This window comes from uncultured Kluyvera sp., from assembly GCF_902485085.1.
Taxonomy (GTDB): Bacteria; Pseudomonadota; Gammaproteobacteria; order Enterobacterales; family Enterobacteriaceae; genus Kluyvera; species Kluyvera ascorbata.
On record NZ_CABTJS010000182.1, the window covers coordinates 1 to 26,507 of the forward strand.

A 26,507-nucleotide genomic window follows, 5' to 3' on the forward strand; every position below is an offset into this window, starting at 1 on the left:
AACGGTCTAAATAGGCTGATTCAAGGCATTTACGGGAGAAAAAATCGGCTCAAACATGAAGAAATGAAATGACTGAGTCAGCCGAGAAGAATTTCCCCGCTTATTCGCACCTTCCCTAGCGCATCCACATTCCCGCCCGAAGCAATAATCTCTTTAAAGCTGCTGCGGTGGATATTGCCCATCGTGCAGTAGAGCCAGAACAGATAGATAACCAGCGCTAACAGCGAACCGTAGACGATACTTTTAATGAGTTTGTCTTTACGTTTGCCGTAGCAGATTATCAGGCTGGGAATGTTGCCATGAAAACCAAACGACGCCAGGCATACCGGCACCGCCATCAGAATATAGGGGAGGCAGGTACTGTTCGCTTCCGGTGCCGCAATATCGCGAAGAATGGTGTAGTCGACCTGAAAGAAGAAGGAGCCAAAGACCACCACGAAGGCGATAATTTTAATGCCGAGGAAAAAGGAGGTGATACGGCTAGCCGCAAGGGAGCTAACCCACAGCACGCTGGCGACAAACACTGCGCTACAGATACCGACGATACGTGGATTAACATGCGTTCCGGCGTTGATGCTGATGGTTTCGCTGATGATCGCCCCGTTGACCGAGATATAGGCATAGGTCAGGATATACAGAACGAAGGCAACGGTAATACCGCTGACCACATTCCACTTATTACCGATTAAATCTTTAGTGATGGTATTAAAACTGGAACCTACGGGATAATTAAGATTAGCCTCTAAAAGTAGTAACCCGGAATGCAACATAGAAAACCAGGAAATAATTAAAATAAATGCACCCCAGAAAAACCATGCCCCAGCAAGGTCAACCGGTAATGCAAACATTCCGCCACCGATGACGGTGCCGGCAATAACCATAATTCCCCAGAAGGAGGAATGTTTTGTATTCGACGCTTCTTCCATGGCCTTCCCTTATTGATAACGTTTACGTTTCTGCTGTCGTCAGAAATAATCAATGATGCCAGGTGCCAGAATCTCCAATGGCTATATCAGTGATATAGCCATTGGAATCGGTGGGAATTAAACTTCTTTCAGTTTTGCGGTGAAGTGTCGTAATACTTTCGGTTCGTAGGTAAAGGTTAAGCCTTTAATATTTGGTGCATTCTCCTTCACGTGTTCAAAGGCTTCAATAATGAAGTCCATATGCGTTTGGGTGTAGGTGGCGCGTGGAATGGTTAAGCGCAGTAGCTCTGCCGGGCAAGGGAGCTGCTTGCCGGTTTTCGGATCACGTCCTAGCAGGAAGGAGCCGATCTCAACGGCGCGAATACCGGCGACTTTATACAGTTCACAGGCCAGCGCCTGCGCCGGGAACTGCTCGGCTGGGATGTGCGGTAGCAGCTTACCGGCATCGACAAACGCCGCGTGCCCACCCGCCTGTTGGCAGGTAACGCCGATAGCCTCCAGCCCGTCGACCAGATACTGAATCTGCTTAATACGATAGGAGAGCCAGTCCTGATTCATCCCGTCGGTCAGGCCAACGGCCAGACGTTCCATCGCCCCGCCTTCGAGGCCGCCGTAGGTTGGGAAACCTTCCTGCACCACGCACAGCGTGCGGCATTCGGTGTAAACATCGAAGAAACCATCATCTTTGATACACAGCAGGCCGCCCATCGGCACCATCGCATCTTTTTTCGCCGACATCGCCAGCATATCGGCATATTTGTAGGTTTCGCGGGTAATCTCTTCAATGCTCCAGTCGTGATATCCCGGTTCGCGCTGTTGAATAAACCAGGCATTTTCCGCGAAGCGCGCGGAGTCCATCACCACCGGAATGTCATATTTCTTCGCGATGGCATACATCGCTTTCAGGTTCGCCATGGATACCGGTTGGCCGCCCGCGGAGTTACAGGTGATGGTAGCAACAATATAAGGAACGTTATTGGGGCCGACCTCTTCAATGCCGTTTTCCAACCCCTGCAAATCGAAATCGCCTTTAAAATCATTACGCGCAGAGGTATCAAATGCCTCTTTAATATAAACGTTGCGCACAGTGCAGCCGTTAATCTGGCTATGGCCTTGGGTGGTATCAAAGAAATAGTTGGAGAAGGCGACCATTTTGCTGCGGTCCAGCCCTTTTTCCTGCTCGCGCTTTTTGATTAATACCGGAATATAGATTTGCTCTGCGCCGCGTCCCTGGTGGGTTGGAATCGTGTACTGGTAGCCGAAAATCTCTTTAACGGCATGGCATAGCGCGTAGTAGCTGCGGCTGCCGCTATAGGCTTCATCGCCGCGCAGCATGGCAGCCTGCATATTTTGCGTGACGGCGCCGGTGCCGCTGTCGGTCAACAGGTCAATAAAAACATCTTCGCTGTCGAGCAGAAACGGGTTCATGCCCGAAGCAACAATCGCATTTTCACGGTGTTCCCGGGTGGTGCGTTTTACCGGCTCGATAACGCGAATACGGAAAGGTTCTGGCAAATGTTTAAAGTTATTCATGGCGTAATCCTTTTTTAGACACACTCGTCCCGCAGGTTATTCATTTATGATGAAAACCATTTTCTGGGCGCAATACGAATACCTTGACCAGATAACGTTATATAGCGACAAGTCCCGCTCGCGGCATATTAAAAATGCGTGCGGTACATCTCTGCTATTAAACAGTTATCTTGAGATAGGTATGTGATATCAGAAACAGAATTCAGGCTTCTGTTTGCAATGATATGGACGCGAAGTCGTATGAGGGGCTAAGGACGGTGATTGACAATAACGTTGTCAATATTAAACCATTTTGAGGTGTTATACGTTCTATTGTGGAAGTTCATAATGTATGCTCTCCATTAGACACGAATATACATTATTAGATTTAACTTATTTGTCTATTGGCGTTTTATTCAATTGTGAATTTGGTCACGAATGCGTATATCTCATTATCAATAGTGAGTGTTTAGCCTGCACTTAATAAATAAAGCAATAATGACCTACGTGAGTAATAAAGCGGGCGTGAAGCCACGCCCGCTTTATTAAGGTGTCAGATAAATCTGCGGTACCGCCGCTTCCGGGTGCTGGCACATCGCAATTTCTGCGCCGTACCAGCGGTGAATCACCGATTGCTGAATAACTTCCTGCGGCGTGCCCTGCGCTACAAGTTTTCCCTGATGCAGCAGCAGTATCGAGTCGGCCCACAGCGCGGCGAGATTGAGGTCGTGCAGCACGATACAAACATGCAGCTTGCCGCGTCGGGTCAGCTTTTTCAGCAGTCGCAGCAGGTGCTGTTGGTAGTAAAGATCCAGCGCCGAGGTGGGCTCATCCAGAAACAGCCAGCCCTGCGGGCCATCTTCACCCCATAGCTGCGCGAGGCTTCTTGCTAACTGTACGCGCTGCTGCTCGCCGCCGGAAAGCGCCGGATAAAGTCGGCCTGCCAGATGCGTACAGCCGGTTTCGGCCATCACCCGCGCAATCAGCGCCGGGTCAACCTGCGTTCCCCACGGCGCACGTCCCATTGCAATCACCGTTTCCACCGGCCAGTTGGCGTTAAGCTGCGTGCGCTGCAGCATCACCGCGCGACGGCGGGAAAGGGCGGAGGCAGACCAGGCGCTCAGCGCCTTGCCCTCGATATGCTGCTCGCCGCTGTCGGCGGATAAAAAGCCGGTCAGCAGCCGCAGTAACGTCGATTTTCCTGCGCCGTTAGGGCCAATCAGCGCGGTCACTTCGCCGGGCTGTAGTGCCAGCGAGATATTATCAATTACCCGGCGTTTGCCGAGTTTCAGCGATAGCGAGCGCGCAATGTACTGGTTATCCACGCATCCCCCTTTCCTGACGGAAAATAAGCCACAGGAACCACGGCGCGCCGAGCAGGCTAGTCAGCAGACCGACTGGCATTTCGGCGGGCGCGGCGATGGTACGGGCGAGGGTGTCGGCAATCAGCAGTAAAATGGCGCCTGCCAGCAGCGAGCCGGGGATAAGCCCCCGGTGATCCGGCCCCAGCCACATCCGCATCAGATGCGGCACCACCAGCCCGATAAAACCAATGACGCCGCTGATCGCCACCGCAGCGGCCACCAGCACCGCGCTGCACAGTAGCAGCAGCCTTTGCAGCACTCGCACGTTAACGCCGAGGTAGTGCGCCTCTTCATCACCCAACTGGAGCAGGTTCAGGCGTGCCGCCGTCCACCAGACTACCAGCGAAGCAGGAATAATCAGCGTGGCGGCAACCAGCAGCGTCGGCCACTCGGCCTGCCCCAGGCTGCCCATTCCCCAGAGTGACATCTGGCGAAGCTGCGTGTCGTTGCTTATCCATGACAGCATGCCCACCAGCGCACCGCACAGGGCGTTAATCGCAATCCCAACCAGCAGCAGGCGGGAGAGCGAACCGTCTCCCGCCTTACTCAGGACAAAAATCACCGCCATCACGGCCAGGCTGCCGATAAACGCCGCCAGCATTGGCGCATACAGGGCCACCAGCGCCGGTACCGAAACGGGTAGCACTACCCAGAAAGACACTGCCAGCGCCGCGCCGCTGCTGATCCCGAGCAGACCCGGGTCCGCCAGCGGGTTACGAAACAGCCCTTGCATCACGCAGCCGGAGAGCGCCAGCGCGCTGCCAACCAGTAGCGCCAGCAGGACGCGGGGCAGGCGGATGGTGAGCCAGATATGACGCAGCACTTCATCGCCCGACGGCCAGATGCTCGCCAGCGGTAGGCGCATGGCGCCGAGCGTGGTGGCAAACAGCGTCAGGGCAACGAGCAGCAGCACCATCAGCCACAGCTGGCGTGAGGCGGTGACGTTCATCAGTACAGTTGCTCCGCTTTCTGGCGCAGCTGTTGCAGCGCCTGCGGCGTACGCGGGCCGAAGCCCAGCAGTGCCATATCGTCAATCACCAGCACCTGCTTATTGCGCCCGGCAGGCGTTTGTGCCAGCCCCGGCAGCTTCCACAGCGCGGCTTCACCGCCCATGCCTTTCAGACCATCAGCGGAGATAACCACCAGATCCGGCAGGCTGGCTATGACCCCTTCCTGCGACATGGTGCGGTAGTGGTCGAAGCCCTGCATGGCGTTTTGCAAGCCTGCCAGCTTGATAGCACCGTCGGCTGCCGTTTGCTGACCGGCCACCAGCGCGCCGGAACCGCCGTGGCTCAGGATAAACAGCACGCGCTTGTTCAGCGGTTGCGACGGGATGTTGGCCATCTCGTCATGTAACGTTTTGCGCAGCGCATCACCCTGTGGCTGTTTACCCAGCGCGTCGGCAATGACCTTTACCTTGCTGTCCATCGCGGCGGCATCGTAGCCGCCCGGCACGTTCACTACCTTCACCTTGCTGCCTTCTACTTTTTGCAGCACCAGCGAGGGCTGTGCCTGCCTGCTGGCGAGTACCAGCGTCGGGCGCAGTGAAAGAATGCCCTCGGTGCTCAGTTGGCGAAGGTAGCCGACATCCGGTAAAGCGGCCGCCTCTGGCGGCCACTGACTGGTGCTGTCGCGTGCGACAAGCGCCGACTTCGCCCCAAGTGCGTAGACAATCTCGGTGACGTCGCCGCCGAGCGTAACGAGTCTCTCCTGAGCAGCCGAAAAGGCCATCAGAGGAAATGCGGCAATCAGGGCAAGCAGGCATCTCATGCCGGCTGTCCTTCTGCTGTCAGCGCATTAATCTGCGCGCGCCACTGAGCCTGTTCTGGTTCACCTTCTGTACGCTGACCAAAAAGCTGGGCAATTTGCGTGCCGTCCTTCGCGAACAGTTCCAGGCTGGTGACGTGGCCGTCAGCGGTGGGTTTACGCGTGACCCAGGTTTCAGCGATATGCTCTTCCATCAGATGGAGAGTGAAGGTTGGGTTAAAGATGTTCAGCCAGCCCTTCATCGGCACGACCTTTTCAATGGTGCCGGTAAAGATTTGCACGCAGCCGGTATTTCCCACGAACACCATAATTTCGTTGGCGTCCTGATTTGCTGCTTCCAGAATCTGAGAAAGCGCATTGTTTGGCACTTTGCAGGCGAGATCGTCACCCACGAGCTCAAAGGCCTGCTGACGGCTCAGGTTATGGCGTTTCATCAGTAAGAAGAACTGGTGGACGTCGGTCATGGCGCGCCATTCCCGATCGACGGTCTGCGCGTCGGCCGTTACGGTGGTGCTGGTGGTTTCTTTGGCTTTCAGCACGAGTGGTGCATTTTCATCAACGATGAAACGCTGCAATACCGCTTCCCAGGCAGTGGTGTCAGTGTTGTCGGTTGCGTAGACTTTAAGCAAGGCATCGCCCTGATGGTCAAAGAACTGGATGCTCTGACGTTCGCCGCGGGCGGTATTCTCCTTGATGAAGAAGACGCTTGCCCACTGATTCAGGAACAGACGTAAATCGAGCGCGCGTGGGTTTAGCACTAACCCGGCATGGCCGCTCAACTGTTGATTGGTAAAAGCACCCACCTGCTCGTGTACGGCATATTCGTTACGGCAGATGCATTTGGTTTCGCCAACCGCTTCCAGCGCGGTCAGAATATCGCGAATTTCGCCGTTCAGTCGTTTGGCATCATGACCAACGCGAGCAAAGGTCAGCTCGGCTTCGCTGATGTTCATTAAACCTGCGATGTCGCGGGCGTATTTGCCTGGGTTTTGTTCTTTTAGCTCAAGCCAGCGAGTGTAGTGGTTCATTGTCTCTTCCTTCCAGATAATGGCCCGGCCAAATGCCGGGCCGAATTGTTACCATTGATAGCTTACGAAAAGTTTGCCGCTGCGGCCGTCCTGCGGGATCCCCTGCGGTGACCAGTACTCTTTATCAAAGGCGTTACCCAGCACCAGCGTGGTGGTCATGCCTTTCAGCGCTTGCTGACCTTGGTAGCTAACGTAGAAGTCGTTCACCGCGTAGCCTGGCTGTTTGCTATAAGAGCTGCTGATGTGCGTTGAGCGATCGGCAAACGTACCAATCCAGCCGACGGAGAAACCGCTGTGAGCAACCGGAATATCCAGCTTGCTGGTGACGGTATCCGGGTTGATGCTGGAGATATACTCGCCGGTATCCGTATCTTTACCGCGGGTGCGGTTATAGGCGACGTCGAGGCTGAACAGGTCAGCGGTATATTTGGTCATCACGTCCCAGCCCCAGATTTTGGCGTTAGGAACGTTATAGGACATGGTGGTCGCCGCGGCGAAATCGACGGTCGTGGAGATGTAGTCTTTCGCTTTGGTATCGAAGTAGCTGGCTTTAAATTCCAGTGCGTCGTTGGAGAGCATCAGGTTGTCAAAGCGTAAGCCGAACCCGTATTCCTGGGTTTCGTTCGTTTCCGGGCGAAGATTTGGGTTTGGTACCCAGTAGTTGGTGTAGAAACGGCCAATCGAGAAGTGCTTCTCGTCATTGTACATTTCACCCATCGTCGGCGCCCGGAAGGCCTGAGCGTAAGAGCCAAACAGCATCAGCCAGTCGGTCGGGCTGACGGTCATGCCCGCGCGCGATGACCATTTATCGGCATCTACATCCGCGTAGCCGTCGCTGCTGCCGCGATAGTTATCGTAGCGAGTGCCGCCTAACAGGGTGACAGGCAGGTCTCGTAGGGTGATTTCATCCTGCAACCAGCCGGAGCTGAAGTCGATTTTCGCGTCAGGGAAGCCGGTCGCCGCACCGCTTGGGCTCTGTTCCTGACGATAGTATTCGCCACCGTAGGTCAGCAGGTTAGAAGCAAAGGAATCCGCGAACAGACGAGTACGATTTTCTACCTTACCGCCTTTGGTGGTTTGTTCACGATATTCAGTCGTTTTATCCAGATTCTCGGCATTAATTCGTGCCTCTGATCAGTACACTTTGGCATCGGCATTCAGCCAGTCGTTACCCTGTGGCGCAATTTTGTAGGACAGCTGCGCATCACGCTGGATAGTCGAGCGGTCAACCATTGGGTTACTGGAAGTTGAGGCTTCAATTTCCTGCGGGTTTTTCGGTTCCTGAGCTTTGTTGTTGTAATAGCGGAAGGAACCGCTCAGGGCCTGCGCTTCATCAATGGTCCAGGTTCCCTTCGCCAGCATGTTGTTGATAGATTCATCATTTGGCGCGGTTGAACCGTCGCTCTGTTTTAAGTCCCCGCGATCGCGGCTAGACCAGGAAACCAGGCCATCCAGATTATCCGTACGCCCAAATGCACTGGCGCCCATCCCCAGGCTATGGTCGCCGGTAGCCCCTGTACCAAACACGCGGAATCCGCTGTTCTGGCCTTCCATCAACAGGTCTTTGGCATCCACGGTATCGTAGGAGATTACGCCACCCAGCGCGCCGCTGCCGTACAGTTGGGCGGATGGGCCACGCACGACTTCAATACGCTTGATCAGTGCAGGATCCAGGAACGTGCTATTCAGGTGACCCGTATCCGTACCCTGACGTACGCCATCGACCAGAACCAGCACACCACGACGGTCGTAGCCGCGAAGATTAATGTCTTGCCCGTTGGTTCGGCCTGTGCCGCTCAGCGTAATTCCCGGTACGCTACGCAGGAGGTCTGCGGCTGAACTGGCGGTCTGGTTTTCCGGTGCCGATGCATCAATCACGCTGACCATCATCGGCGCTTCGAAGGCGCTGCGGGCGTTGCCCGTTGCGGTGACGGTAAGGGTGTCTGTTTGGGCAAAAGCCGCTGCAGGTAAGAGGCTACTAATGGCAAGCGCTAACATTGAAGGGCGCAGCGGGGCGTATTGCAGGCGTAACATAACAACTCTCCATAGGGAAATTGAAAAGCGCTTGCTGCCTGGGGATAACCTGGGTGGCTGGCGGTATTTAATAGGTTGTGTTTATTTAGTCAGAATGAGCTTTCCGGATTGCGTCTGGCGCAGCAGATAGTGTTGACCATTATGTTCAATCAAGACCCAGCCTTCTTCGCCGAGCAAAGCTTTACTCTGGATCAGCTGTTTTGAACGGGTCGGAGAAAGCGGCGCGTTTTCTTTTTTTAGTATTGCCGTAGTGTCATGCATATGGGCACATCCGCAGTGAAATGATGAATAAATGTAAATAATGCGAATGATTATCTTTAAGATAAGCGTTCTCATCAAGAACTTTTTCGTAAATCTGTGTCTAAGGTGAATTTATGCGGAAATCATCAAAATAATGCGCTACAAATCGCTATCTTGTGAATATATTTGATTAAATTGATATGAGTATTAAATGATGCCGAAGCCCGCGATTGTTATTACGTACTGCTCCCAGTGCAACTGGATGCTCCGTGCCAGCTGGATGGCGCAGGAATTGTTACATACTTTTAACGTTGACATTGCCTCGGTGATGCTGGTACCCGGCACCGGCGGGATTTTTACTATTACCGTTGGCGAGGTGCTCATCTGGGATCGCAAGCGCGACGAAGGTTTCCCGGATGCCGCCGAGCTAAAGCGTCGGGTTCGCGACGTTTGTTTCCCGGAAAAACCGCTGGGACACGTGGATAAGCACGAAGGATAATGCGGCTGCAAAAGCGCCATTAAAAGTGTATTATTAATGCATCTTTATTGGTAAGGAACAGGCTATGGCAGGCAAACGCATCGACCGGGAAAAACGGACCATCCGCAGCATGATTGCGCTCTATCAGCAACGTTGCCCGCAGGCGCAGGATGATGCAGAGCACTATCAGGCGCTGAATGCCTACGCTGATAAACGACTGGATAAGTGCGTGTTTGGCGAGGAAAAACCGGCCTGCAAGCAGTGCCCGGTACACTGCTATCAGCCCGCCAAACGCGAAGAGATGAAGCAGATTATGCGCTGGGCTGGCCCGCGTATGCTGTGGCGTCACCCGATCCTGACCCTCCGCCATCTGATTGACGACCGTCGCCCGGTGCCGGAGCTTCCGGAAAAATATCGCCCGAAGAAATAGCTACATCGTGCGGCAGTGACGGCGATATTCCGACGGCGAACGTGCCGTATGTTTACGAAAAATCCGGCAGAAGTAGTTGCTGTCCTCAAAGCCGCAGTGATGGGCTATCTCTTTGATTTTCATCTCATACCCGCGCAGTAATTTCTTCGCTAGCTCCAGTCGTACTCCGGTCAGATACTCGTTGAATCCCACCGAGCCGGACTTCTGAAACAGGTGCGACAGGTAGTTCGGCGTAATGTGGAACTTCTTCGCCACCGTCTCCCGGCTGAGCGCCTCTGCGGCGTGCTCATCGATATATTCCTGAATGGCCAGAAATAGCTCTTTGCTCTTGCTGACCGTGTCCGCCAGATGGGTGAGTTGATCGATACAGTGGCTCAGTAGCCCGCTTAGCACAATCTGCGCCGTGGGCATCACCGGGCGAATAGCCAGCTCGTTCATCGCCAGCAGCAAATATGACCCGACCCGAGGCCCGAGGCGCGCGACGTGCTGCTTACGGATCTCGACGAATTTTTTGCCGTCGAAACGTTGCAGGCTGAAGCCCAGCTTTTGTTTGCTGAACAGAATGCTAAGGGTGGTGGCAGCACCTTGCCATTGTGGGGCATTCCAACGCCCGCCGGGCAAATAGAGCGCCTGCAATGGGCCTAGCGGCGCGCTCAGGCAGCCGTCAGCAAGCTCGCCTTCCAGCACGATTTCCAGCCGGGGGAACGATACGCTCATCGCCAACTCCGGCGCGGGCTGCGAGGTTTGCGGAAACCGCACGACAAGGTCGCTTTGCCGGGCAAGCAGCTGCTCCAGCACGGGGACGAGGGATTGCTCTGACATGCTCATGTCCTGGTTATTATTCTGGATTTTGAATCTCATCACACTTTATTTTGCTGTACACAAAAATCCAGTGTTGTGTAGCTATCTCATACAGAATGCCGACCGCGCGTGCAGTAACTTTTCATACATGTTGTGAAATGGTTAACAAAAGAGAGGGCGGTATGGACAAGCAAGCGGCATTCTGGCTGGAGGCGCTGGGCGCGAGCGGCGAACTGTCAGCAACGATGAAACATGAACTGGATACTCAAGGCTACACCATCGTCCACGGCGTGGCGGATGCCGACTGGCTGGCGGCGATGCGTGAACGCATTGACTATCTGGTGGAAAAAGAAGGGGAGAACCTGGCGGTGGAGCACCACCAGGAAGAGACGGCGACGCGCGTGGCGAACCTCGTTAATAAGGGCGTAGTGTGGGAAAAGGTGTGGTCGCATCCGCTGATTTTGTCGGCGTGCCGGTACATCTTTGAGGGCGAGTTTAAAATCTCCAGCCTCAACGCCCGCGAGGCGCTGTACAACGGCGGTCATCAGCCGCTGCACGCCGACTGGAAAAAACCGCGCCCGGATTTCCCGAAAGTTCACCTGGTGAATACCATCTGGGCCATCGACGATCTCTACGCCGCCAACGGCGCGCCGCGCATTATCCCGGCGACCCATCTGCGCCCGGAATTGCCGGAGGATGTGTTAGAAGATGTAGGGTTACCGCACCCGGATGAAGTGATTTTTGAAGCTCCGGCAGGCAGCGTGATGATCTACAACGCCCACGCCTGGCACGGCGGCACCACCAACCGCGAAGGCTCACGTCGCCGCGTGCTGCACGGGCTCTATATCGACCGGGCGGATACCGCGCAGCAGGATCAGCGCCGCTGGTTAACGCCGGAAACGGCGAGCCGGTTGACCCCGGCGCAGAAGTGGCTGTTGGATGTGGAATAAGGTACCGTGCCGGCCCCGGGGTCGGCATAAATGCTTCGCCTGGGCTACATGAGCATGTAGCCCGGCCAAGTGAAGCGCCGCCAGGAATGCTCTGCGCTCATCCCCCCATCACCACCCGATACCCAGCCTGTTCCACCATCGCCCGAATTGGCGCAATCTCTTCGGCTTCCGGCGCTTTTATCCCCGCCATTGCCCACTCACGCTCCAGCAGGGAATACTTCGGCTCGCCGTACTGATGGAACGGCAGTAGATGCACTTCCTCAACCGGTAGCGGTGCCAGAAATGCCAGAATCTGCGCGACGTTCTCGGTGCTGAGGGTGTAACCGGGGATCAGCGGCAGCCGTGGAATCACCTTAATACCTTCTGTAACCAGCAGGCGAAAGTTCTCCAGCACCCGCGGCTGGTTCATGTTCAGCACCTGGCGCGCCTGCGCGCAGTCCATGATTTTGAGATCAAACAGCACTTCATCGCAGGCCTGCGCCAGCGGCAGCAGGCGGCGAGGAGAGGTATCGCCCGCGGTCTCAATAGCGGTACGAATACCCCACTGCTTGAGGCGCTGTAAAAAACGGGTGGCGAACTCGGCCTGCATCAGTACTTCGCCGCCGGAGAGCGTCACGCCGCCGCCGGACGCGCGGAAGAACACCTCATCTTTGAGCACTTCCCGTTCGAGAGACTCCAGCGTCACGTCGCGGCCAATATGCTCCCACGCGCCCGACGGGCATTCGTCGGCATCCTGTAAACAGGTGGCGCAGTGCAGACACTTGCTCTCCCGGCGGACGGTCTCTATTTTTGGCGACATCGACTCCGGGTTGGCGCACCACGGACAAGAATGTGGGCAGCCTTTGAAGAACACCACGGTGCGGATGCCCTGACCATCGTTTAACGAATAGCGCTGGATATTGAAAATGCGCGCCGTATCGGCGCGCGTCTCAATCACCTCACAGCTGATGCGCGGTGCGGCGGATAATGTCATCCTGAATCTCCTTCGACAGCTCGACAAAGAAGGCGCTGTAGCCCGCGACGCGCACCACCAACCCGGCGAAATCCTGTGGTCGTTGCTGGGCTTCACGCAGCGTTTCGGCGTTCACCACGTTGAACTGGATATGCTGGAGCTTGAGCTTGGTAAAGGCATGCAGGAAATCCGCCAGCTTATTAAGGCCGCTTTCCCCCTCGAGCGTCGCCGGAGTGAACTTGACGTTCAGCAGCGTGCCGTTGGAGAGCAGGTAGTTATCAAGCTTGCTCACTGATTTCAGCACCGCCGTGGGGCCCTGACCGTCCTGGCCGACCATTGGCGACAGCCCGCCGTCCGCTAGCTGTTCTCCGGCGAAACGTCCATCTGGCGTTGCGCCAACCACCGACCCTAGCGGCACGTGGGCGGAGACGGTATAGGAGCCAGGCGTAAACTGGCCGCCGCGCGGGTTGCGGTACTTTTCCACTTCTTTGCAGTAAAAACGCAGCAGATCGGCGCTGATGTTATCGACATCGTCGATGTCGTTGCCGTATTTCTCAAAGCGGTTAATCAGCCGCGCGCGAACTTTCTCGCCCTCCGGCGTGGCAAAGTTGGCCTTCAGCACCGCCAGCAGTTCGTCGAAGCTCATGCGCTGCTGGTCGAACACCATGCCTTTCAGTGCATGCAGCGAGTCGCTCAGGTTGGCGATACCAATGCCCTGCACGCCGGAGAAGTTGTAGCGTGCGCCGCCGTCGGTAATGTCTTTGCCGTTGGCGATACAGTCTTCAACAAACGAAGAGAGCAGCGGCACCGGTGCCCAGTCGCGGTGGCCGATATCGCAGATATTGCTGCCTTCGACCATCAGCTTAATGTAGTGACGAATTTTGTCGCGGATGCTTGCCAGCAGGCCGTCGTAGGTGAGCTGCGGATCGCCTTCGTGCTCAAGCATGACGATTTCCATTACCTTCAACAGGTTAAACATGGCGATGTCATGCAAACCGTAGGTGCGGCCAGGAATCGATAGCTCGACGCAACCAACCACCGCGTAGTCGCGCGCATCTTCCAGCGACACGCCGCGGTTGAGGAACGCTGGCACCACTACCTCATCGTTGAAGATTTGCGGAATGCCGGTGCCGAGACGCACGGTTTCGGCGGTTTTGCGCAGGAACGGGCGGTCGATCAGTTCGTTGACCCGCACACCGAGGTTCGGCTGCGGCAGACGCACGTTCTGGTAGGCATCCAGGCAGGTAAAGGAGAGGATATTCACCGCGCTGCGGCCATTCTCGGTCAGGCCGCCGAGCAGGGCGGTGTAGCCGGTCGGGAAACCTGCGAAATAGCGGGCGCTGCTGGTGGAGCGCAGCAGCACGATGTCGTTGCATTTCACCCACAATGACTCCAGCAGCTCCTGCATGAACGCCGGGTCTTCGCCGTGGTTCAGCGACGCTTGCCAGAACGGAAGCATGTACTGGTCAAAGCGGCCGAGCGAGATGGAACTGGCGTTCGACTCGTACTGCAAAATGATGTTCATGTACCAGAACAGCTGGCAGGCCTGCCAGAAGTTTTCCGGCTTCTGCCCGGCGTTATGGCGCGAGACGCTAGCGATGGTCTCCAGTTCCTGACGACGCTGCGGGTCAGGGCAACGGCTCGCCATCTCATCGGCCAGCGCGGCGTAACGCAGGATGTGGCGCTGGGAGGCTTCCAGCAGAATCAGCACCGCCTGGTAAAAGGCGTTATCCGGCTGCTCGTGCAGGTGGGCGTGCATCTCATTAACCAGCGCGTCCAGACCGTTATTCAGCAGGCGCGGATAATCGATGATGATATGGCCCTGGCCTTTGTCGGTCTGGTTGACGCTGAATATCTGCGTGCTGACGGCGGCTTTCACTTCATCAGTCATCTGCGCGTTGATGAAGTCTTTCATCGAGCGCTTTTCCCAGTACGGGAACAGTTCGTCGCGGTACAGGCGCTTGTCGTCGTCGCTGATATTAAAACGGTCCTGCGGGCGGGTAGGGAACTGGTCCAGTTCTTTTAGCAGCCAGTATGGGTCCATCTCCGGCGACATAATCCCGGCACGCGGTTTGATGGTGCGGTTGCCGGCAATCAGTTCATCGTCGCGAATGCTGATGGCGACGTTATCGAGAATATGAGCGGTGGCTTTGGCGCGGCGAATGATGACCGGCTCGCCGTCGGTCTGACGGTGACTTTCAGTGTAGAGGACGGCGCGCTCAAGGGAGATTTCGCGCGGGTTGGCAAAGAGGGCGTCTTTCAGGCGCTGGATACGATTAGTCATTTTGCGGGCTCCTCGGGAGATTAACCTGACGTTTCTTATGGCTTCTACGTTAGGCAAATGCGGGGCGGGGAGACAGAAGAGAATGAGGTGATTTACTGGATTATTGTGATCAAAAGGGAAAAATGAGATCTCAATTTTGTCTGGGTGGTAAACCAGATTGCCGGATGGCGGCTTCGCCTTATCCGGCCTACAGGTCCGTGCCGTTTTTGGATTTGTAGGCCAGATAAGCGCAGCGCCGTTAGGCGCGACTAATGCAGCGAAGCAACCCAATTCATCGCCAGCTCCGGCCATGCGGCGGCGGGCAGGCCTTTGGTTCCGCGAATGCCAAACCCGTGTTTACCTTCGGCAAACAGATGCAACTCCGTCGGCACGTTATGCGCGCGCAGGGCGTTGAACATCACCAGCGAATTATCGACCGGTACCGACGGGTCATCCACCGCGTGCATCAGGAAGGTTGGTGGTGTTTGAGCGGTGACATTCAGCTCAGGAGAGTAGTGCTTAATCTGCTCGGCGGATGGCGTGTCGCCAATTAATGCGGTGCGTGAACCGGGGTGAGCAATAGCTTTATCCATCGAAATAACCGGGTAGCCGAGCACCACAAAATCAGGACGCGCGCTCTGTTTATCGACATCATCGAGCGGTGAGTAAACCGCTTCGTCGTAGCGCGTCTCAAGGCTTGCGGCTACGTGCCCACCCGCAGAGAAGCCCATCACACCGATTTTTTGCGGATTAATATGCCACTTTGCGGCATTAGCGCGGACGGTGCGCAGCGCTCGCTGGGCGTCAGCTAATGGCGCATTGGCCCCTTCGGCATGACCGTCGGCGGGCATGCGGTAGGTCATCACAAACAGCGTGTAGCCTTTGGCGTTAAACGGCGCGGCTAAATCGCTGCCTTCTTTATCCAGCACCACCCGCTGATAGGAGCCACCCGGCGTCACCAGCAGCGCCACGCCGTTCGGATGCGCCGGGGCGTAGACGGTGATTTGTGGCGCGCGGATGCCGGTAACGGCACGATCCGGTAGTTTCGGATCTTTACTACGTTCCACCAGCGCGTAGGTTACCGGGCTGTTTTTAGCCCCCGGCGCTTCGCCATTGGGCCAGACGGAAAGGATGGGTAGAGCGGCAAAAGCCGCCTGCGCGGAAAATGCCAGAACAAGAGCAGCGGACAGAGGTAAGCGAATCATAGACGTCTCCACGGGGAAAACGCTTATTTATCATCCATTAAATTGTGAGAACGGGAATGTATTCACAAAATGGTGTTTCATAAATAGAGAAACGAGAAGGTGTGAGGTGGGTGTTATTCCCGGCGTCGCGTAGCCCAACTGAGCAGCGCGACGCCGGGGAAAACTTACGCGCGGGTGGCGATAAGAATCGCGGAAGCCTTGATCAGCGCAATAGCGCGGCTGCCTTTCGCCAGCTTCATCTCGCTCTGGCTTTCGTTGGTGACCACGGCAACAATCTCAAAGCCAGCGTCGGTTTTGATATGTACCGTCGCGTTTACCGCGCCTTCGGTGACCTGGGTCACTTCACCGGCAAACTGGTTGCGGGCAGAGAACTTCAGGCCACAGTCTTCGGTTGCCAGAGTTACCCACGGGGCTTTAATCAGGGCAATGGCTTCCTTCCCATTGACCAAGCCCAGCGCTTCTTTACTGCTATGGGTGACGATAGCCACCAGCTTTGCGCCGCCCGGCAGGGTCAGTTCGATTTCGTCGTTGACCGCGCCGGTTGAGACTGCGCTGATGGTGCCCGTTAATTGGTTACGTGCTGAAACTGCCATACGATACTGCCTCCATTCACTCGTTATCGAATCAGAGGTCAGTATAGCCACAGTTTTTACATTAACGAATCTTTATCAATGCCCAGACGTTTCATTCTTGAGAGCAATGTGGTGCGCTTAAGCCCCAGACGCTGCGCTGCGCCTTTCGCCCCGGCGACCACGCCGTTAGTCTCTTTCAGTACCCGGACGATCAGCTGATATTCGTCTTCGCCCTCTTTCGGCGCTTCGGCGAGCGGCGTTGGCTCCGGTGTTTCTTCGCTGGCAAAGGCCAGCTCCGGCATCGAAAGCTGCAACACGCTGCCGCGCGTCAGCAGCACCGCACGCTCAATCACGTTCTCCAGCTCACGCACGTTACCCGGCCATTCCATCTGGCTCAAGGTGCGCAGCGTTTCCGCCGGAATGCTGTCGATATTGCGCCCCAAACGACGGGCGATTTTAAAGGTGAAGGCTTTCACCAGCAGCGGAATACCTTCCGGACGCTCGCGCAGCGGCGGCAGGTGGATCGGGAAAACGTTCAGGCGGTAGTAAAGATCGCTACGGAATTCGCGATCCAGCACCATCTGCTTGAGATCGCGGTTGGTGGCGGCGATCAGACGTACGTCGGTCTGGATCAGCTTATTGCTGCCCAAGCGCTCGAATTCCTGCTCCTGCAACACGCGCAGCAGCTTCGGCTGTAGCTCCAGCGGCATATCGCCCACTTCATCGAGGAACATGGAGCTTTTATCCGCCAACTCAAAGCGGCCAATACGCTGGGCGCTGGCACCGGTGAACGCACCGCGCTCGTGGCCGAAGAGATCGCTTTCCAGCAGACCGGCCGGCATTGCCGCGCAGTTCATCTTCACCATCCGACGGGTGTTTCGGCCGCTCAGGTTATGAATGGCGCGGGCAATCAATTCTTTACCGGTGCCGGTTTCGCCGAGGATCAGCACGGTGCTGTCGCTTGGCGCCACCATCTCAACCTGCTTGAGCACGTTGAACATCGCTTCGCTGCGGCCAATGATTTCGCCAAACTCACCGTCAACGTTGTTGAGCTGTTCGGTCAGGGCGAGGTTCTCGTCGACCAGGCGCTCTTTCAGACGATGAATTTCCTGATAGGCGAGGGCGTTATCGACGGCAATGGAGACCCGCTCGGCGATTTGTTTGAGCAGCTTGAGGTTGGCAGCACTAAATACTTTTTCGTCACACTGGGCAAGTTTCAACACGCCAAGCATCTTGTCGCCAGACATCAGCGGCAGCAGGCACAGCGTCTGAATTTTGTCGTCCCACATTTCAAACAGCTGGCGTTCGTACGGGGCCAGCTTGTCCTGCTCGTCGAGGTTAAGCTTGAGCATCTCTTTGCTCTTGAACACCCGCTCGGTCAGCGTGCCGGACTCGTTCACTTCGCTCTGATCGTGGACCGGATCGTTTACGTCAATATAGTGCGTCGAGTAGATGTTCAGCTTGCCTTTGCGGTTACCGCGCAGCACCACGCTGATGGCATCGATATCAAAGTAGTAGTGGATCTCTTTGGCCACCGCGCCGACCAGATCGTCCATGTCGAGACGCGACAGCACGGCGTTGGTGATAGCCACCAGAATGCGGAAGTTATCGCGCTCGCGGCACAAGAGATCGTAGTCGACATTGTTGGTGACACGGCTTTGGATCTGCTCGGTCACCACGGCGACAATCTGCGTAAAGGTGTGCAGACGCTGGTACTCTTTTTCCGTCCATGGCTGGTCATTCTGGCGGATAAATTCACAGCCGCCGAAGATGCGCCCTTCAGCGGCCAGCGGCAGCAGGCAGTAATGGCCAAACGGCGTGTAGAGCCCGCTGTGCGCCAGCTGCGGCCAGGCTTCGAGAAACTCGCTGTAGCTACAATGCAGGGCATCCGGGCGTGAAAGCAGGCGTCTGACCGGCCCATTCGCCAGCACGTTATCGTCTTCATAGGCGATGGGGTTACCCGCTTCGCGCGTCGCGTGGTATCCCGCGCGGTGGTTTCCCGGCTGCAGCAGGATTATCGCCGCGCTGTCTGCCAGCGCAGATTGTTTTGCAAGCTGCGCCAGCGTTTCGCTGAGCGTGGCCAGATCGGGTTGTTGGAGAAGAGTCCGGGTGATATCAAACAGCCCTTGCTGTCCGAGATCGCCCATCGGTGTATACGACATGTAGCTTGCCCATAAAAGCACCGTGATCGGTGCGATAACTAATAATAATAATAAATTGCAGACCTTGAGCGGTCTGTTAACAGATTCGTGGCAGCGGTTCGGCGTGAGGAAGATCCAGCGTGCGTTTAACGCCATACAGGCCGGCAACGCGAACCCCACGACGTTCAGTGATTTCGCCAATGATAGCGGCATCACGGCCCAGTGGATGGGCGCGCAGTGCGGCGAGCACCTCTTCGGCTGCTTCGCGGGTGACGCCAATCATCAGTTTACCCTCATTTGCGAAGTTAAGGGCGTCAAGACCCAATAATTCACATACACCGCGCACGGTATCTTTCAGCGGAATATTCTGTTCATGAATCTCAACGCCGTGTCCGCTGGTGGCGGCAAATTCATGGGCTACCGCGTTCACGCCGCCGCGGGTGGCGTCGCGCAGCGCCTTCACGCCAGCAATCGGGCGCAGGCTTTGGATAAGCGGGGTGAGCACCGCGCAGTCGCTTTGCAGTTCGCCATCAAGGCCTAACTGTTCGCGCAGGTTGAGGATGGTCGCGCCGTGATCGCCCAGCGTCCCGCTGACAATCAGCAGGTCACCCGGCGTAAGCGTGGCCGCGCCCCAGTGGATATCGGACGGGATAGCGCCCATCCCGGCAGTGTTGATAAACAGTTTGTCCGCCGCGCCGCGACCCACCACTTTGGTGTCGCCGGTGACGATGGCGATATCCGCCGCTTTGGCCGTTTCCGCCATGCTGTTGACCACCGCCTCCAGCGTCTCCATCGGCAGCCCTTCTTCAATGATAAAGCCGCAGGAGAGATAACGCGGCACCGCGCCGCTGACCGCCACGTCGTTGGCGGTGCCGCAAATCGCCAGCTTGCCGATATTGCCGCCGGGGAAGAACAGCGGGTCAATCACGTAGCTGTCGGTGGAGAAAGCCAGACGGTCGCCGTGGGCGGTCAGCGAAGCCAGCGACAGGCGCGCCTGATCTTCCTGCTCCGCCAGCCAGGGGTTGGCGAAGGCTTTCATAAACAGGCCGTCGATAAGCTGCTGCATCGCCAGACCGCCGCTCCCGTGCGCTAACTGAATACTCTTCATGCTTCTGCCTCCTGACTACGATATTGATACCAGGCGGCGCACGCGCCCTCGGACGACACCATCAGCGCGCCGAATGCGCTCTGCGGATTGCAGGTGGCGCCAAACAGCGGGCACTGATGCGGTTTGCAACGGCCGGTCAGCACGTCGCCGCAGCGGGCGCGCGGGTCATCGCAGACGCGCTGCGGCTGCGGTTGGAAGTGCGCTTCTGCATCAAAACATTGATAGTCCGGCGTCAGCTGCACGCCGGAGTCGTTAATTAACCCAAGGCCGCGCCATTCGCTGTCGCCTTTGACCGCAAACACCTCAGCAATGGCGTTCTGCGCAAGCTTGTTGCCGTCATCCGGCACCACGCGACGGTACTGGTTTTCGACACAAGGCGCTGCGGCAATTTTTTGCTCCACCAGCATGTTCACGCCTTGCAACAGGTCGACCGGCTCAAAGCCCGCCACCACCAGCGGACGCTGGTAATCGCTGGCGATAAAGCCATAGGCGTGCGTGCCGATGACCATGCTGACGTGGCCCGGCGCAAGAAACGCATCGATACCGTTGTCCGGCTGGTCGAGCAGACTGCGCAGGGTAGGAATAAGGGTAATATGCTGGCAGAAAAAGAAGAAGTTGCTGACCTTCTGCGCCTTCGCCTGTTGCAAGGTGATGGCGGTGGTCGGCATGGTGGTTTCAAAGCCTAAGCCAAAGAACACCACTTTGCGATCCGGGTTCTGCTGCGCCAGCTTAAGGGCGTCCATCGGTGAATAGACGATACGGATATCCGCGCCGCGCGATTTTGCCTGCATCAGCGAGCCGTTTTTCCCCGGTACGCGCATGGCATCGCCGAAGGTGCAGAAAATCACCTCTTGATGGCTGGCGATTTCAATACAGGTGTCGATGCGTCCCATCGGCAGTACGCACACCGGGCAGCCTGGCCCGTGGATAAATTCGATGTTCTCCGGCAGCAGCTGGTCGAGACCGAATTTGAAAATCGCGTGCGTATGGCCGCCGCACACTTCCATGATGCGCAGTGGGCGCTCAGCGGTATAGGCCAGATGTTGCGCCCGGTTTTTCAGGTGGGCAATCAGCTGCATCACCTGCTCGGGCGCACGGTACTCATCAACAAAACGCATTATCGTTCCTCGCCAAAGAGCAGCGCGCCAACGTCGGGCTCAACTTCAAACATATTTTCCAGCGCCGCGAGAGTATCGCGCGCCTCTTCTTCGTTGATGATGCTCATGGCAAAGCCCACGTGCACCAGAACCCACTGGCCGATGCGCGACTGACCGTTTTCGTCCACCGCGCCGACCAGCGTCAGGTCGACATCGCGCTTAATGCCGCAAACGTCTACCTTCGCCTGTACGCCGTCAATGGCAGAAATTTGTCCAGGAATGCCTATGCACATCGCTGCGTCTCCAGCCAGTTCAGCCAGGTGTCCATGCCTTCACCGCTGGTGGCGGAGAGCAGGATGATTTCAATATTCGGGTTCACTTCACGCGCGCAGGCGAGGCATTTCTCAACGTCGAAATTGAGGTACGGCAGCAGGTCAACTTTGTTGAGCAGCATGACCGACGCGGCGGCAAACATATGCGGGTACTTGAGTGGTTTGTCTTCACCTTCAGTGACCGACAGCACGGCGACTTTGTGGCGTTCGCCTAAATCAAAGCTCGCCGGGCAAACCAGGTTACCAACGTTTTCGATAAACAGAATTCCGTTGCTCTCGAGCGGCAGGCGCGGGGCGGCATCGGCAATCATCTGCGCATCAAGGTGACAGCCTTTCCCGGTGTTGACCTGAATCGCCGGTGTGCCGGTGGCGCGAATGCGCGCGGCGTCGTTCACCGTCTGCTGGTCGCCTTCGATAACGGCGCAGGATACGCGGTCTTTCAGGCGCATCAGGGTTTCGGTGAGCAGGGTGGTTTTACCGGAGCCGGGGCTGGAAACCAGATTCAGCACCAGCAGCTCGCGGGCGGCAAAGCGCGCGCGGTTGCGGGCGGCAATCTGGTTGTTTTTATCCAGCACGTCGATTTCGACTTCCAGCATCCGGCGCTGGCTCATGCCTGGCGCGTGGGTGCCCGCTTCGCCGTGACCGTAGTGCAGGTCGCCGTTGTCGGCGGCCTGTGGTTCAAACTCTCGGGTTCTGACGCCGGTAATGGACAGCGCCGGACGGCCTGCCGGGGCGAAAGGCGCGCTGCGGAACAGCGAGTGCGGGTTACGTTCATCGCCCTCTATATAGAGGTTGCCATCGGCACAACCACAGGTGGTACACATACTTTACTCCTGATCAATTTCAATTCGCTGAATCTGTAAACCGTCGTCGGCGACGATGCGCAGGTTGTCGCTATGGCATTGCGGACAACGGCGCACGTGAACTGACACGAGCTGAACGTACTGCTGGCAGGATTCACACCAGCATTCCGCTTCCTGTTCCTCGACGTGCAGTGTACAGCCTTCAGCCAGCGTGCCGCGGCACACCAGATCAAAACAAAAGGTCATTGCGCTCGTCTCTACACAAGAAAAAGCGCCGACCTTCATCCAGACGCCGGTGACGCGCTTCGCGCCGTTCTGTACCGCCTGTTGTTCGACAATTTCCAGCGCTCGCTGGCAGAGCGTGATTTCGTGCATAACGCCTCCTGTTTCATAACTCGCCGTGATAATGCAATAACGATGCCAGAGATGAAAAAAGGTCATTAAAGACTGTCGATGACGATGTCGTACTGACGAAATGACATGTCACTGTGGCAGTGTCATTTCATTAAATATCAATTAAATCAATTAATTAAAAACATGGCATGAAAAGTGCTTAGGAGGCTTGTTTCTATTAACCGGGTAACCGACATGACTATTTGGGAAATTAGCGAGAAGGCCGACTATATCGCCGATCGTCACCGCCGCCATCAGGATCAATGGCGTGTCTACTGCAACTCTCTGGTTCAGGGGATTACGTTGTCCAAAGCGCGTCTGCATCACGGCATGAACTGCGCGCCAGAGAAAGAGCTGAGCTTCGTGCTGTTCGAACATTTCGTGGTTTCTGTCAGCCTTGCCAGCGGCTTTAACAGCCACACCGTTGAGTACGTTGTTGAAACCCGCGACGGCCTGAATAAACAGTGTGTGGGCAGCGCCGAGATGAGCATGAACGGCTTTATTGACGGCACCGTCAATATCCGTGACCGCGAGCAGGTGCTGGAACACTACCTGGAAAAAATTTCGCCGGTATACGACACCCTGTATGCGGCGCTTGAAAGCGACAGCCCGGTCAGTTTCAGCCAGCTGGCACCAGAGTCTCAACGGGCTTCTCACGCTTGATTATCGGTGTGTCGACGGGTGTCGAAATGACACTTGCTCTGCATGATTTCGTCAAAAATGACTGTCACCTGAGGAAGACCTGGTGAATCGTTTTGTAATTGCTGACTCTACCGTTTGTATCGGTTGCCGTACCTGTGAAGCGGCCTGTGCGGAAACGCATCGCCACCACGGCCTGCAATCTATGCCGCGGCTCAGAGTAATGCTTAATGAAAAAGAATCCGCGCCACAGATGTGTCACCACTGTGAAGACGCGCCGTGCGCCGGGGTATGCCCGGTCAATGCGATTACCCGCGTCGATGGCGCCGTACAGCTGAACGAAAGCCTGTGCGTCAGCTGCAAACTGTGCGGCATTGCCTGCCCGTTTGGGGCGATTGAATTTTCCGGTAGTCGCCCGCTGGATATTCCAGCAAACGCCAACTCACCGAAAGCGCTGCCTGCGCCACCGGCTCCGGCTCGCGTCAGTACGCTGCTGGACTGGGTGCCTGGCGTTCGCGCTATCGCGGTCAAATGCGACCTGTGCCACTTCGATGAAGAGGGCCCGGCCTGCGTGCGTACCTGTCCGACCAAAGCGCTGCATCTGGTGAACAATATGGACATCGCCCGCGTCAGCAAACGCAAACGCGAACTGACCTTCCACACCGATTTAGGCGATTTGACGCTGTTCCAGGCGCAACAAGGAGAGGCGAAATGAGCGTCATGACGTTGATTAATAGCGCAGTGGCCTGGTTTGCCGCTGCCGCCGTGCTGTCCTTTGTGCTGTCGTTTAATAAATCTCTGAGCGGTTTTGTCGCCGGTGTCGGCGGCGCGCTGGGCAGCCTGTGCGCGGGCCTGGCGGGCGTTCAGGTACTGGTTCACGGTTTCCCGGTGATAGGTAGCCTGTCGCTGGTTCACTACAGCGTGCTGGTGTCGCCGCTGAACGCGGTATGGTTGATTGCGCTCGGCCTGTGCGGCCTGTTTGTCAGCCTCTACAACATTGACTGGCACCGTCACCCGAACGTGAAAAGCAACGGTCTGCTGATCAACATCCTGCTGGCGGCTGCCGTCTGCGCGATTGTGGCGAGCAGCTTCGGTTCGCTGGTGGTGATGGCGGAAATCATGGCGCTGTGCGGCGCGTTCCTCACCGGCTGTGCTTCCTCGGGCAAGCTGTGGTTTGCGCTGGGCCGTCTGGGTACCATTCTGCTGGCGATTGCCTGCCTGCTGCTGTGGCAGCGCTACGGTACGCTGGATCTGGTGCTGCTGAACGAACGTGCGCAGATGCTGCCAATCGGTTCTGACATCTGGGTACTTTGCGTGATTGGCTTTGGCCTGCTGGCAGGGATCATCCCGCTGCACGGCTGGGTGCCGCAGGCGTACGCTAACGCGAGCGCACCGGCCGCCGCGCTGTTCTCTACCGTGGTGATGAAAGTGGGTCTGCTCGGCATTCTCACCGTATCGCTGTTGGGCAACGTTCAACCGCTGTGGTGGGGCATTGCGCTGCTGGTGCTGGGCATGATCACCGCGTTTGTCGGCGGTCTGTACGCGCTGATGGAACACAATATTCAGCGTCTGCTGGCGTACCACACGCTGGAAAACATCGGCATTATCCTGCTCGGTTTAGGCGTGGGCGTGACCGGTCTGGCGCTGCAGGAACCGGTAATGGTGGCGCTGGGTTTGACCGGCGGTCTGTACCATCTGCTCAACCATAGCCTGTTCAAAACCACGCTGTTCCTCGGCGCGGGCTCCGTCTGGTTCCGCACCGGTCACCGCGACATCGAGAAGCTTGGCGGTATCGGCAAACGTATGCCGATGATTTCGCTGGCGATGTTAGTCGGCCTGATGGCAATGGCCGCGCTGCCGCCGCTGAACGGCTTTGCCGGTGAGTGGGTTATTTACCAGTCCTTCTTCAAGCTGAGCACCAGCGGGGCGTTTATTGGTCGTCTGCTGGGGCCGTTGCTGGCCGTTGGCCTGGCGATTACCGGCGCGCTGGCGGTGATGTGTATGGCGAAAGTCTACGGCGTGACCTTCCTCGGCGCACCGCGCACTAAAGAGGCGGAAAACGCCTGCTGCGCGCCGCTGCTGATGGCCATTAGCACCGTTGTGATGGCGCTGCTGTGTATCGTCGGCGGCGTTGCCGCGCCGTGGCTGCTGCCAATGCTGAGCGCCGCCGTGCCGCTGCCGATGGCCACCGCGCACACCGTGGTCTCCCAGCCGATGATTACCCTGCTGCTGATTGCCTGCCCGCTGCTGCCGTTCATCATTCTGGCGCTGCTCAAAGGCAACCGCCTGCCAAGCCGTTCTCGCGGCGCGGCGTGGGTCTGTGGTTACGACCACGAACAATCCATGGTGATCACCGCGCACGGTTTTGCGATGCCGGTGAAACAGGCCTTTGCTCCAGTGCTGAAACTGCGCAAATGGCTCAACCCGGTCTCTCTGGTTCCGGGCTGGCAGAACGCGGCGGCGCCGCTGCTGCTGCAACGTCTGGCGCTGGTTGAACTGGCGGTGCTGGTCGTGATTGTCATCTCTCGAGGAGCCTGAACATGACGTTCCTATTTGCTGTACTGCAGGCGCTGGTACTGTTCGCCGTTGCGCCGCTGCTTTCCGGTATCACCCGCGTGCTGCGCGCACGGTTGCATAACCGTCGCGGGCCGGGCGTGATGCAGGAGTATCGCGACATCATCAAACTGCTGGGCCGTCAGAGCATTGGCCCGGACGCTTCCGGCTGGGTGTTCCGCCTGACGCCGTTTGTGATGGTCGGCGTGATGCTGACGATTGCCACCGCTCTGCCGGTGGTGACCGTCGCGTCTCCGCTGCCGGGTTTGGGTGATCTGATCACCCTGATCTATCTGTTTGCCGTCGCGCGTTTCTTCTTCGCCATTGCCGGTCTCGACACCGGTAGCCCGTTCACCGCTATCGGCGCGAGCCGTGAAGCGATGCTCGGCGTGCTGGTGGAGCCGATTCTGCTGCTGGGTCTGTGGGTGGCGGCGCTGGTTGCCGGTTCGACTCACATTAGCAACATCACCGATACGATTTACCACTGGCCGGTCAGCCGCAGCATTCCGCTGGCGCTGGCTTTCTGCGCCTGCGCTTTCGCCACCTTTATCGAAATGGGCAAACTGCCGTTTGACTTAGCGGAAGCAGAGCAAGAGTTGCAGGAAGGCCCGCTGTCCGAGTACAGCGGCAGCGGCTTCGGCGTGCTGAAGTGGGGCATCAGCCTCAAACAGCTGGTGGTGCTGCAGATGTTTGTTGGCGTCTTCATTCCGTGGGGACAGATGACCAGCTTTAGCGTTGGTGGTCTGGTGATTGCTGTGATTGCCGCTGTCGTCAAGCTGGTGGTCGGCGTGCTGATTATCGCCCTGTTCGAAAACAGCATGGCGCGTCTGCGTCTGGATATTACCGGTCGTATCACCTGGACCGGGTTCGGTTTAGCCTTTTTAGCCTTCGTCTCCTTGCTGGTGGCGTGATAAGAGAG

General features: G+C 56.9%; 25 protein-coding genes and 2 pseudogenes. 7 read left to right on the forward strand and 20 right to left on the reverse strand.

The window, feature by feature from the left end; genetic code table 11:
* Positions 1–110: 110 nt before the first annotated feature.
* The 9 genes and pseudogenes from tnaB to hemP form a co-directional block, all read right to left on the reverse strand.
* Positions 111–926: pseudogene (gene tnaB / locus RDN66_RS22725) on the reverse strand (low affinity tryptophan permease TnaB); the annotation flags it as partial.
* Between the two features lie 117 nt (positions 927–1,043).
* Positions 1,044–2,459, reverse strand: coding sequence for a tryptophanase (tnaA, locus tag RDN66_RS22730; RefSeq protein ID WP_202217297.1), 1,416 nt, complete (start codon positions 2,457–2,459; stop codon positions 1,044–1,046).
* Between the two features lie 248 nt (positions 2,460–2,707).
* Complete coding sequence (gene tnaC / locus RDN66_RS24385) at positions 2,708–2,785, reverse strand: tryptophanase leader peptide (RefSeq protein ID WP_072011356.1); 78 nt, start codon at positions 2,783–2,785, stop codon at positions 2,708–2,710.
* Positions 2,786–2,983: 198 nt separating this feature from the next.
* Positions 2,984–3,763, reverse strand: a complete 780-nt coding sequence (locus RDN66_RS22735) for a heme ABC transporter ATP-binding protein (RefSeq protein ID WP_202217298.1) — start codon at positions 3,761–3,763, stop codon at positions 2,984–2,986.
* Positions 3,756–4,751 carry an iron ABC transporter permease gene (locus tag RDN66_RS22740; protein ID WP_202217299.1) on the reverse strand — a complete coding sequence of 332 codons (996 nt, stop codon included), beginning with the start codon at positions 4,749–4,751 and terminating at the stop codon, positions 3,756–3,758. Before RDN66_RS22740 ends, RDN66_RS22735 begins: the two co-directional genes overlap by 8 nt.
* Positions 4,751–5,572, reverse strand: a complete 822-nt coding sequence (locus RDN66_RS22745; RefSeq protein WP_308538199.1) for a hemin ABC transporter substrate-binding protein — start codon at positions 5,570–5,572, stop codon at positions 4,751–4,753. The genes RDN66_RS22740 and RDN66_RS22745 overlap by 1 nt, the downstream gene beginning before the upstream one ends.
* On the reverse strand, positions 5,569–6,597 hold the full coding sequence (gene chuS / locus RDN66_RS22750; RefSeq protein ID WP_202217301.1) for a hemin-degrading factor: 1,029 nt from the start codon (positions 6,595–6,597) through the stop codon (positions 5,569–5,571). The genes RDN66_RS22745 and chuS overlap by 4 nt, the downstream gene beginning before the upstream one ends.
* A 48-nt stretch (positions 6,598–6,645) precedes the next feature.
* Positions 6,646–8,631, reverse strand: a pseudogene (locus tag RDN66_RS22755) (TonB-dependent hemoglobin/transferrin/lactoferrin family receptor).
* 81 nt (positions 8,632–8,712) lie between these two features.
* Positions 8,713–8,967: a hemin uptake protein HemP gene (hemP, locus tag RDN66_RS22760; protein ID WP_373995147.1), complete on the reverse strand. Its 255-nt coding sequence runs from the start codon at positions 8,965–8,967 to the stop codon at positions 8,713–8,715.
* Positions 8,968–9,082: 115 nt separating this feature from the next.
* On the opposite strand from hemP, the gene RDN66_RS22765 reads away from it, so the two are divergent.
* Together RDN66_RS22765 and RDN66_RS22770 are read left to right on the forward strand one after the other, a co-directional pair.
* The gene (locus RDN66_RS22765; protein WP_202217303.1) at positions 9,083–9,370 is read left to right on the forward strand and encodes a SelT/SelW/SelH family protein; all 288 of its coding nucleotides are present in this window, start codon (positions 9,083–9,085) and stop codon (positions 9,368–9,370) included.
* Between the two features lie 64 nt (positions 9,371–9,434).
* Positions 9,435–9,779 carry a nitrous oxide-stimulated promoter family protein gene (locus tag RDN66_RS22770; protein ID WP_202217304.1) on the forward strand — a complete coding sequence of 115 codons (345 nt, stop codon included), beginning with the start codon at positions 9,435–9,437 and terminating at the stop codon, positions 9,777–9,779.
* Here the strand turns inward: RDN66_RS22770 and RDN66_RS22775 are convergent, their stop codons facing one another.
* Entirely contained in the window at positions 9,780–10,601 is an 822-nt protein-coding gene (locus tag RDN66_RS22775) for a helix-turn-helix transcriptional regulator (protein ID WP_051910727.1), read from the reverse strand.
* Between the two features lie 161 nt (positions 10,602–10,762).
* On the opposite strand from RDN66_RS22775, the gene RDN66_RS22780 reads away from it, so the two are divergent.
* Positions 10,763–11,530 carry a phytanoyl-CoA dioxygenase family protein gene (locus RDN66_RS22780; protein ID WP_123650577.1) on the forward strand — a complete coding sequence of 256 codons (768 nt, stop codon included), beginning with the start codon at positions 10,763–10,765 and terminating at the stop codon, positions 11,528–11,530.
* Positions 11,531–11,627: 97 nt separating this feature from the next.
* On the opposite strand, the gene RDN66_RS22785 is transcribed toward RDN66_RS22780, so the two are convergent.
* The 10 genes from RDN66_RS22785 to hypA all read right to left on the reverse strand — a co-directional run bounded on the left by RDN66_RS22785 (position 11,628) and on the right by hypA (position 22,378).
* Entirely contained in the window at positions 11,628–12,503 is an 876-nt protein-coding gene (locus RDN66_RS22785) for a [formate-C-acetyltransferase]-activating enzyme (RefSeq protein WP_202217305.1), read from the reverse strand.
* On the reverse strand, positions 12,469–14,766 hold the full coding sequence (locus RDN66_RS22790) for a formate C-acetyltransferase (protein WP_308538200.1): 2,298 nt from the start codon (positions 14,764–14,766) through the stop codon (positions 12,469–12,471). Before RDN66_RS22790 ends, RDN66_RS22785 begins: the two co-directional genes overlap by 35 nt.
* Before the next feature lie 248 nt (positions 14,767–15,014).
* A complete protein-coding gene (locus RDN66_RS22795) occupies positions 15,015–15,950 on the reverse strand; it encodes an alpha/beta hydrolase (RefSeq protein WP_202217307.1) in 936 nt (311 codons plus the stop codon).
* Between the two features lie 164 nt (positions 15,951–16,114).
* Positions 16,115–16,543: a molybdopterin-binding protein gene (locus RDN66_RS22800; protein ID WP_123650573.1), complete on the reverse strand. Its 429-nt coding sequence runs from the start codon at positions 16,541–16,543 to the stop codon at positions 16,115–16,117.
* 56 nt (positions 16,544–16,599) lie between these two features.
* Complete coding sequence (gene flhA / locus RDN66_RS22805) at positions 16,600–18,684, reverse strand: formate hydrogenlyase transcriptional activator FlhA (RefSeq protein WP_308538201.1); 2,085 nt, start codon at positions 18,682–18,684, stop codon at positions 16,600–16,602.
* A 76-nt stretch (positions 18,685–18,760) separates the two neighbouring features.
* On the reverse strand, positions 18,761–19,771 hold the full coding sequence (gene hypE / locus RDN66_RS22810) for a hydrogenase expression/formation protein HypE (protein ID WP_202217308.1): 1,011 nt from the start codon (positions 19,769–19,771) through the stop codon (positions 18,761–18,763).
* The gene (gene hypD / locus RDN66_RS22815; protein WP_202217309.1) at positions 19,768–20,889 is read right to left on the reverse strand and encodes a hydrogenase formation protein HypD; all 1,122 of its coding nucleotides are present in this window, start codon (positions 20,887–20,889) and stop codon (positions 19,768–19,770) included. Before hypD ends, hypE begins: the two co-directional genes overlap by 4 nt.
* Positions 20,889–21,161, reverse strand: coding sequence for a HypC/HybG/HupF family hydrogenase formation chaperone (locus RDN66_RS22820; RefSeq protein WP_035892574.1), 273 nt, complete (start codon positions 21,159–21,161; stop codon positions 20,889–20,891). Before RDN66_RS22820 ends, hypD begins: the two co-directional genes overlap by 1 nt.
* A complete protein-coding gene (gene hypB / locus RDN66_RS22825; protein ID WP_123650569.1) occupies positions 21,152–22,024 on the reverse strand; it encodes a hydrogenase nickel incorporation protein HypB in 873 nt (290 codons plus the stop codon). Before hypB ends, RDN66_RS22820 begins: the two co-directional genes overlap by 10 nt.
* A 3-nt stretch (positions 22,025–22,027) precedes the next feature.
* On the reverse strand, positions 22,028–22,378 hold the full coding sequence (gene hypA / locus RDN66_RS22830; protein ID WP_035892572.1) for a hydrogenase maturation nickel metallochaperone HypA: 351 nt from the start codon (positions 22,376–22,378) through the stop codon (positions 22,028–22,030).
* Between the two features lie 213 nt (positions 22,379–22,591).
* Between hypA and hycA the strand changes: the two genes are divergently transcribed.
* The 4 genes from hycA to RDN66_RS22850 all read left to right on the forward strand — a co-directional run bounded on the left by hycA (position 22,592) and on the right by RDN66_RS22850 (position 26,499).
* Positions 22,592–23,059: a formate hydrogenlyase regulator HycA gene (gene hycA, locus RDN66_RS22835; protein ID WP_035892571.1), complete on the forward strand. Its 468-nt coding sequence runs from the start codon at positions 22,592–22,594 to the stop codon at positions 23,057–23,059.
* 82 nt (positions 23,060–23,141) lie between these two features.
* A complete protein-coding gene (locus RDN66_RS22840) occupies positions 23,142–23,750 on the forward strand; it encodes a 4Fe-4S dicluster domain-containing protein (RefSeq protein WP_035892570.1) in 609 nt (202 codons plus the stop codon).
* Positions 23,747–25,573 (forward strand): formate hydrogenlyase subunit 3, encoded by a 1,827-nt coding sequence (gene hycC / locus RDN66_RS22845; protein WP_202217310.1) that lies wholly within the window; start codon positions 23,747–23,749, stop codon positions 25,571–25,573. Before RDN66_RS22840 ends, hycC begins: the two co-directional genes overlap by 4 nt.
* 2 nt (positions 25,574–25,575) lie before the next feature.
* Complete coding sequence (locus RDN66_RS22850) at positions 25,576–26,499, forward strand: respiratory chain complex I subunit 1 family protein (protein ID WP_202217311.1); 924 nt, start codon at positions 25,576–25,578, stop codon at positions 26,497–26,499.
* The last annotated feature ends 8 nt before the right edge of the window (positions 26,500–26,507 follow it).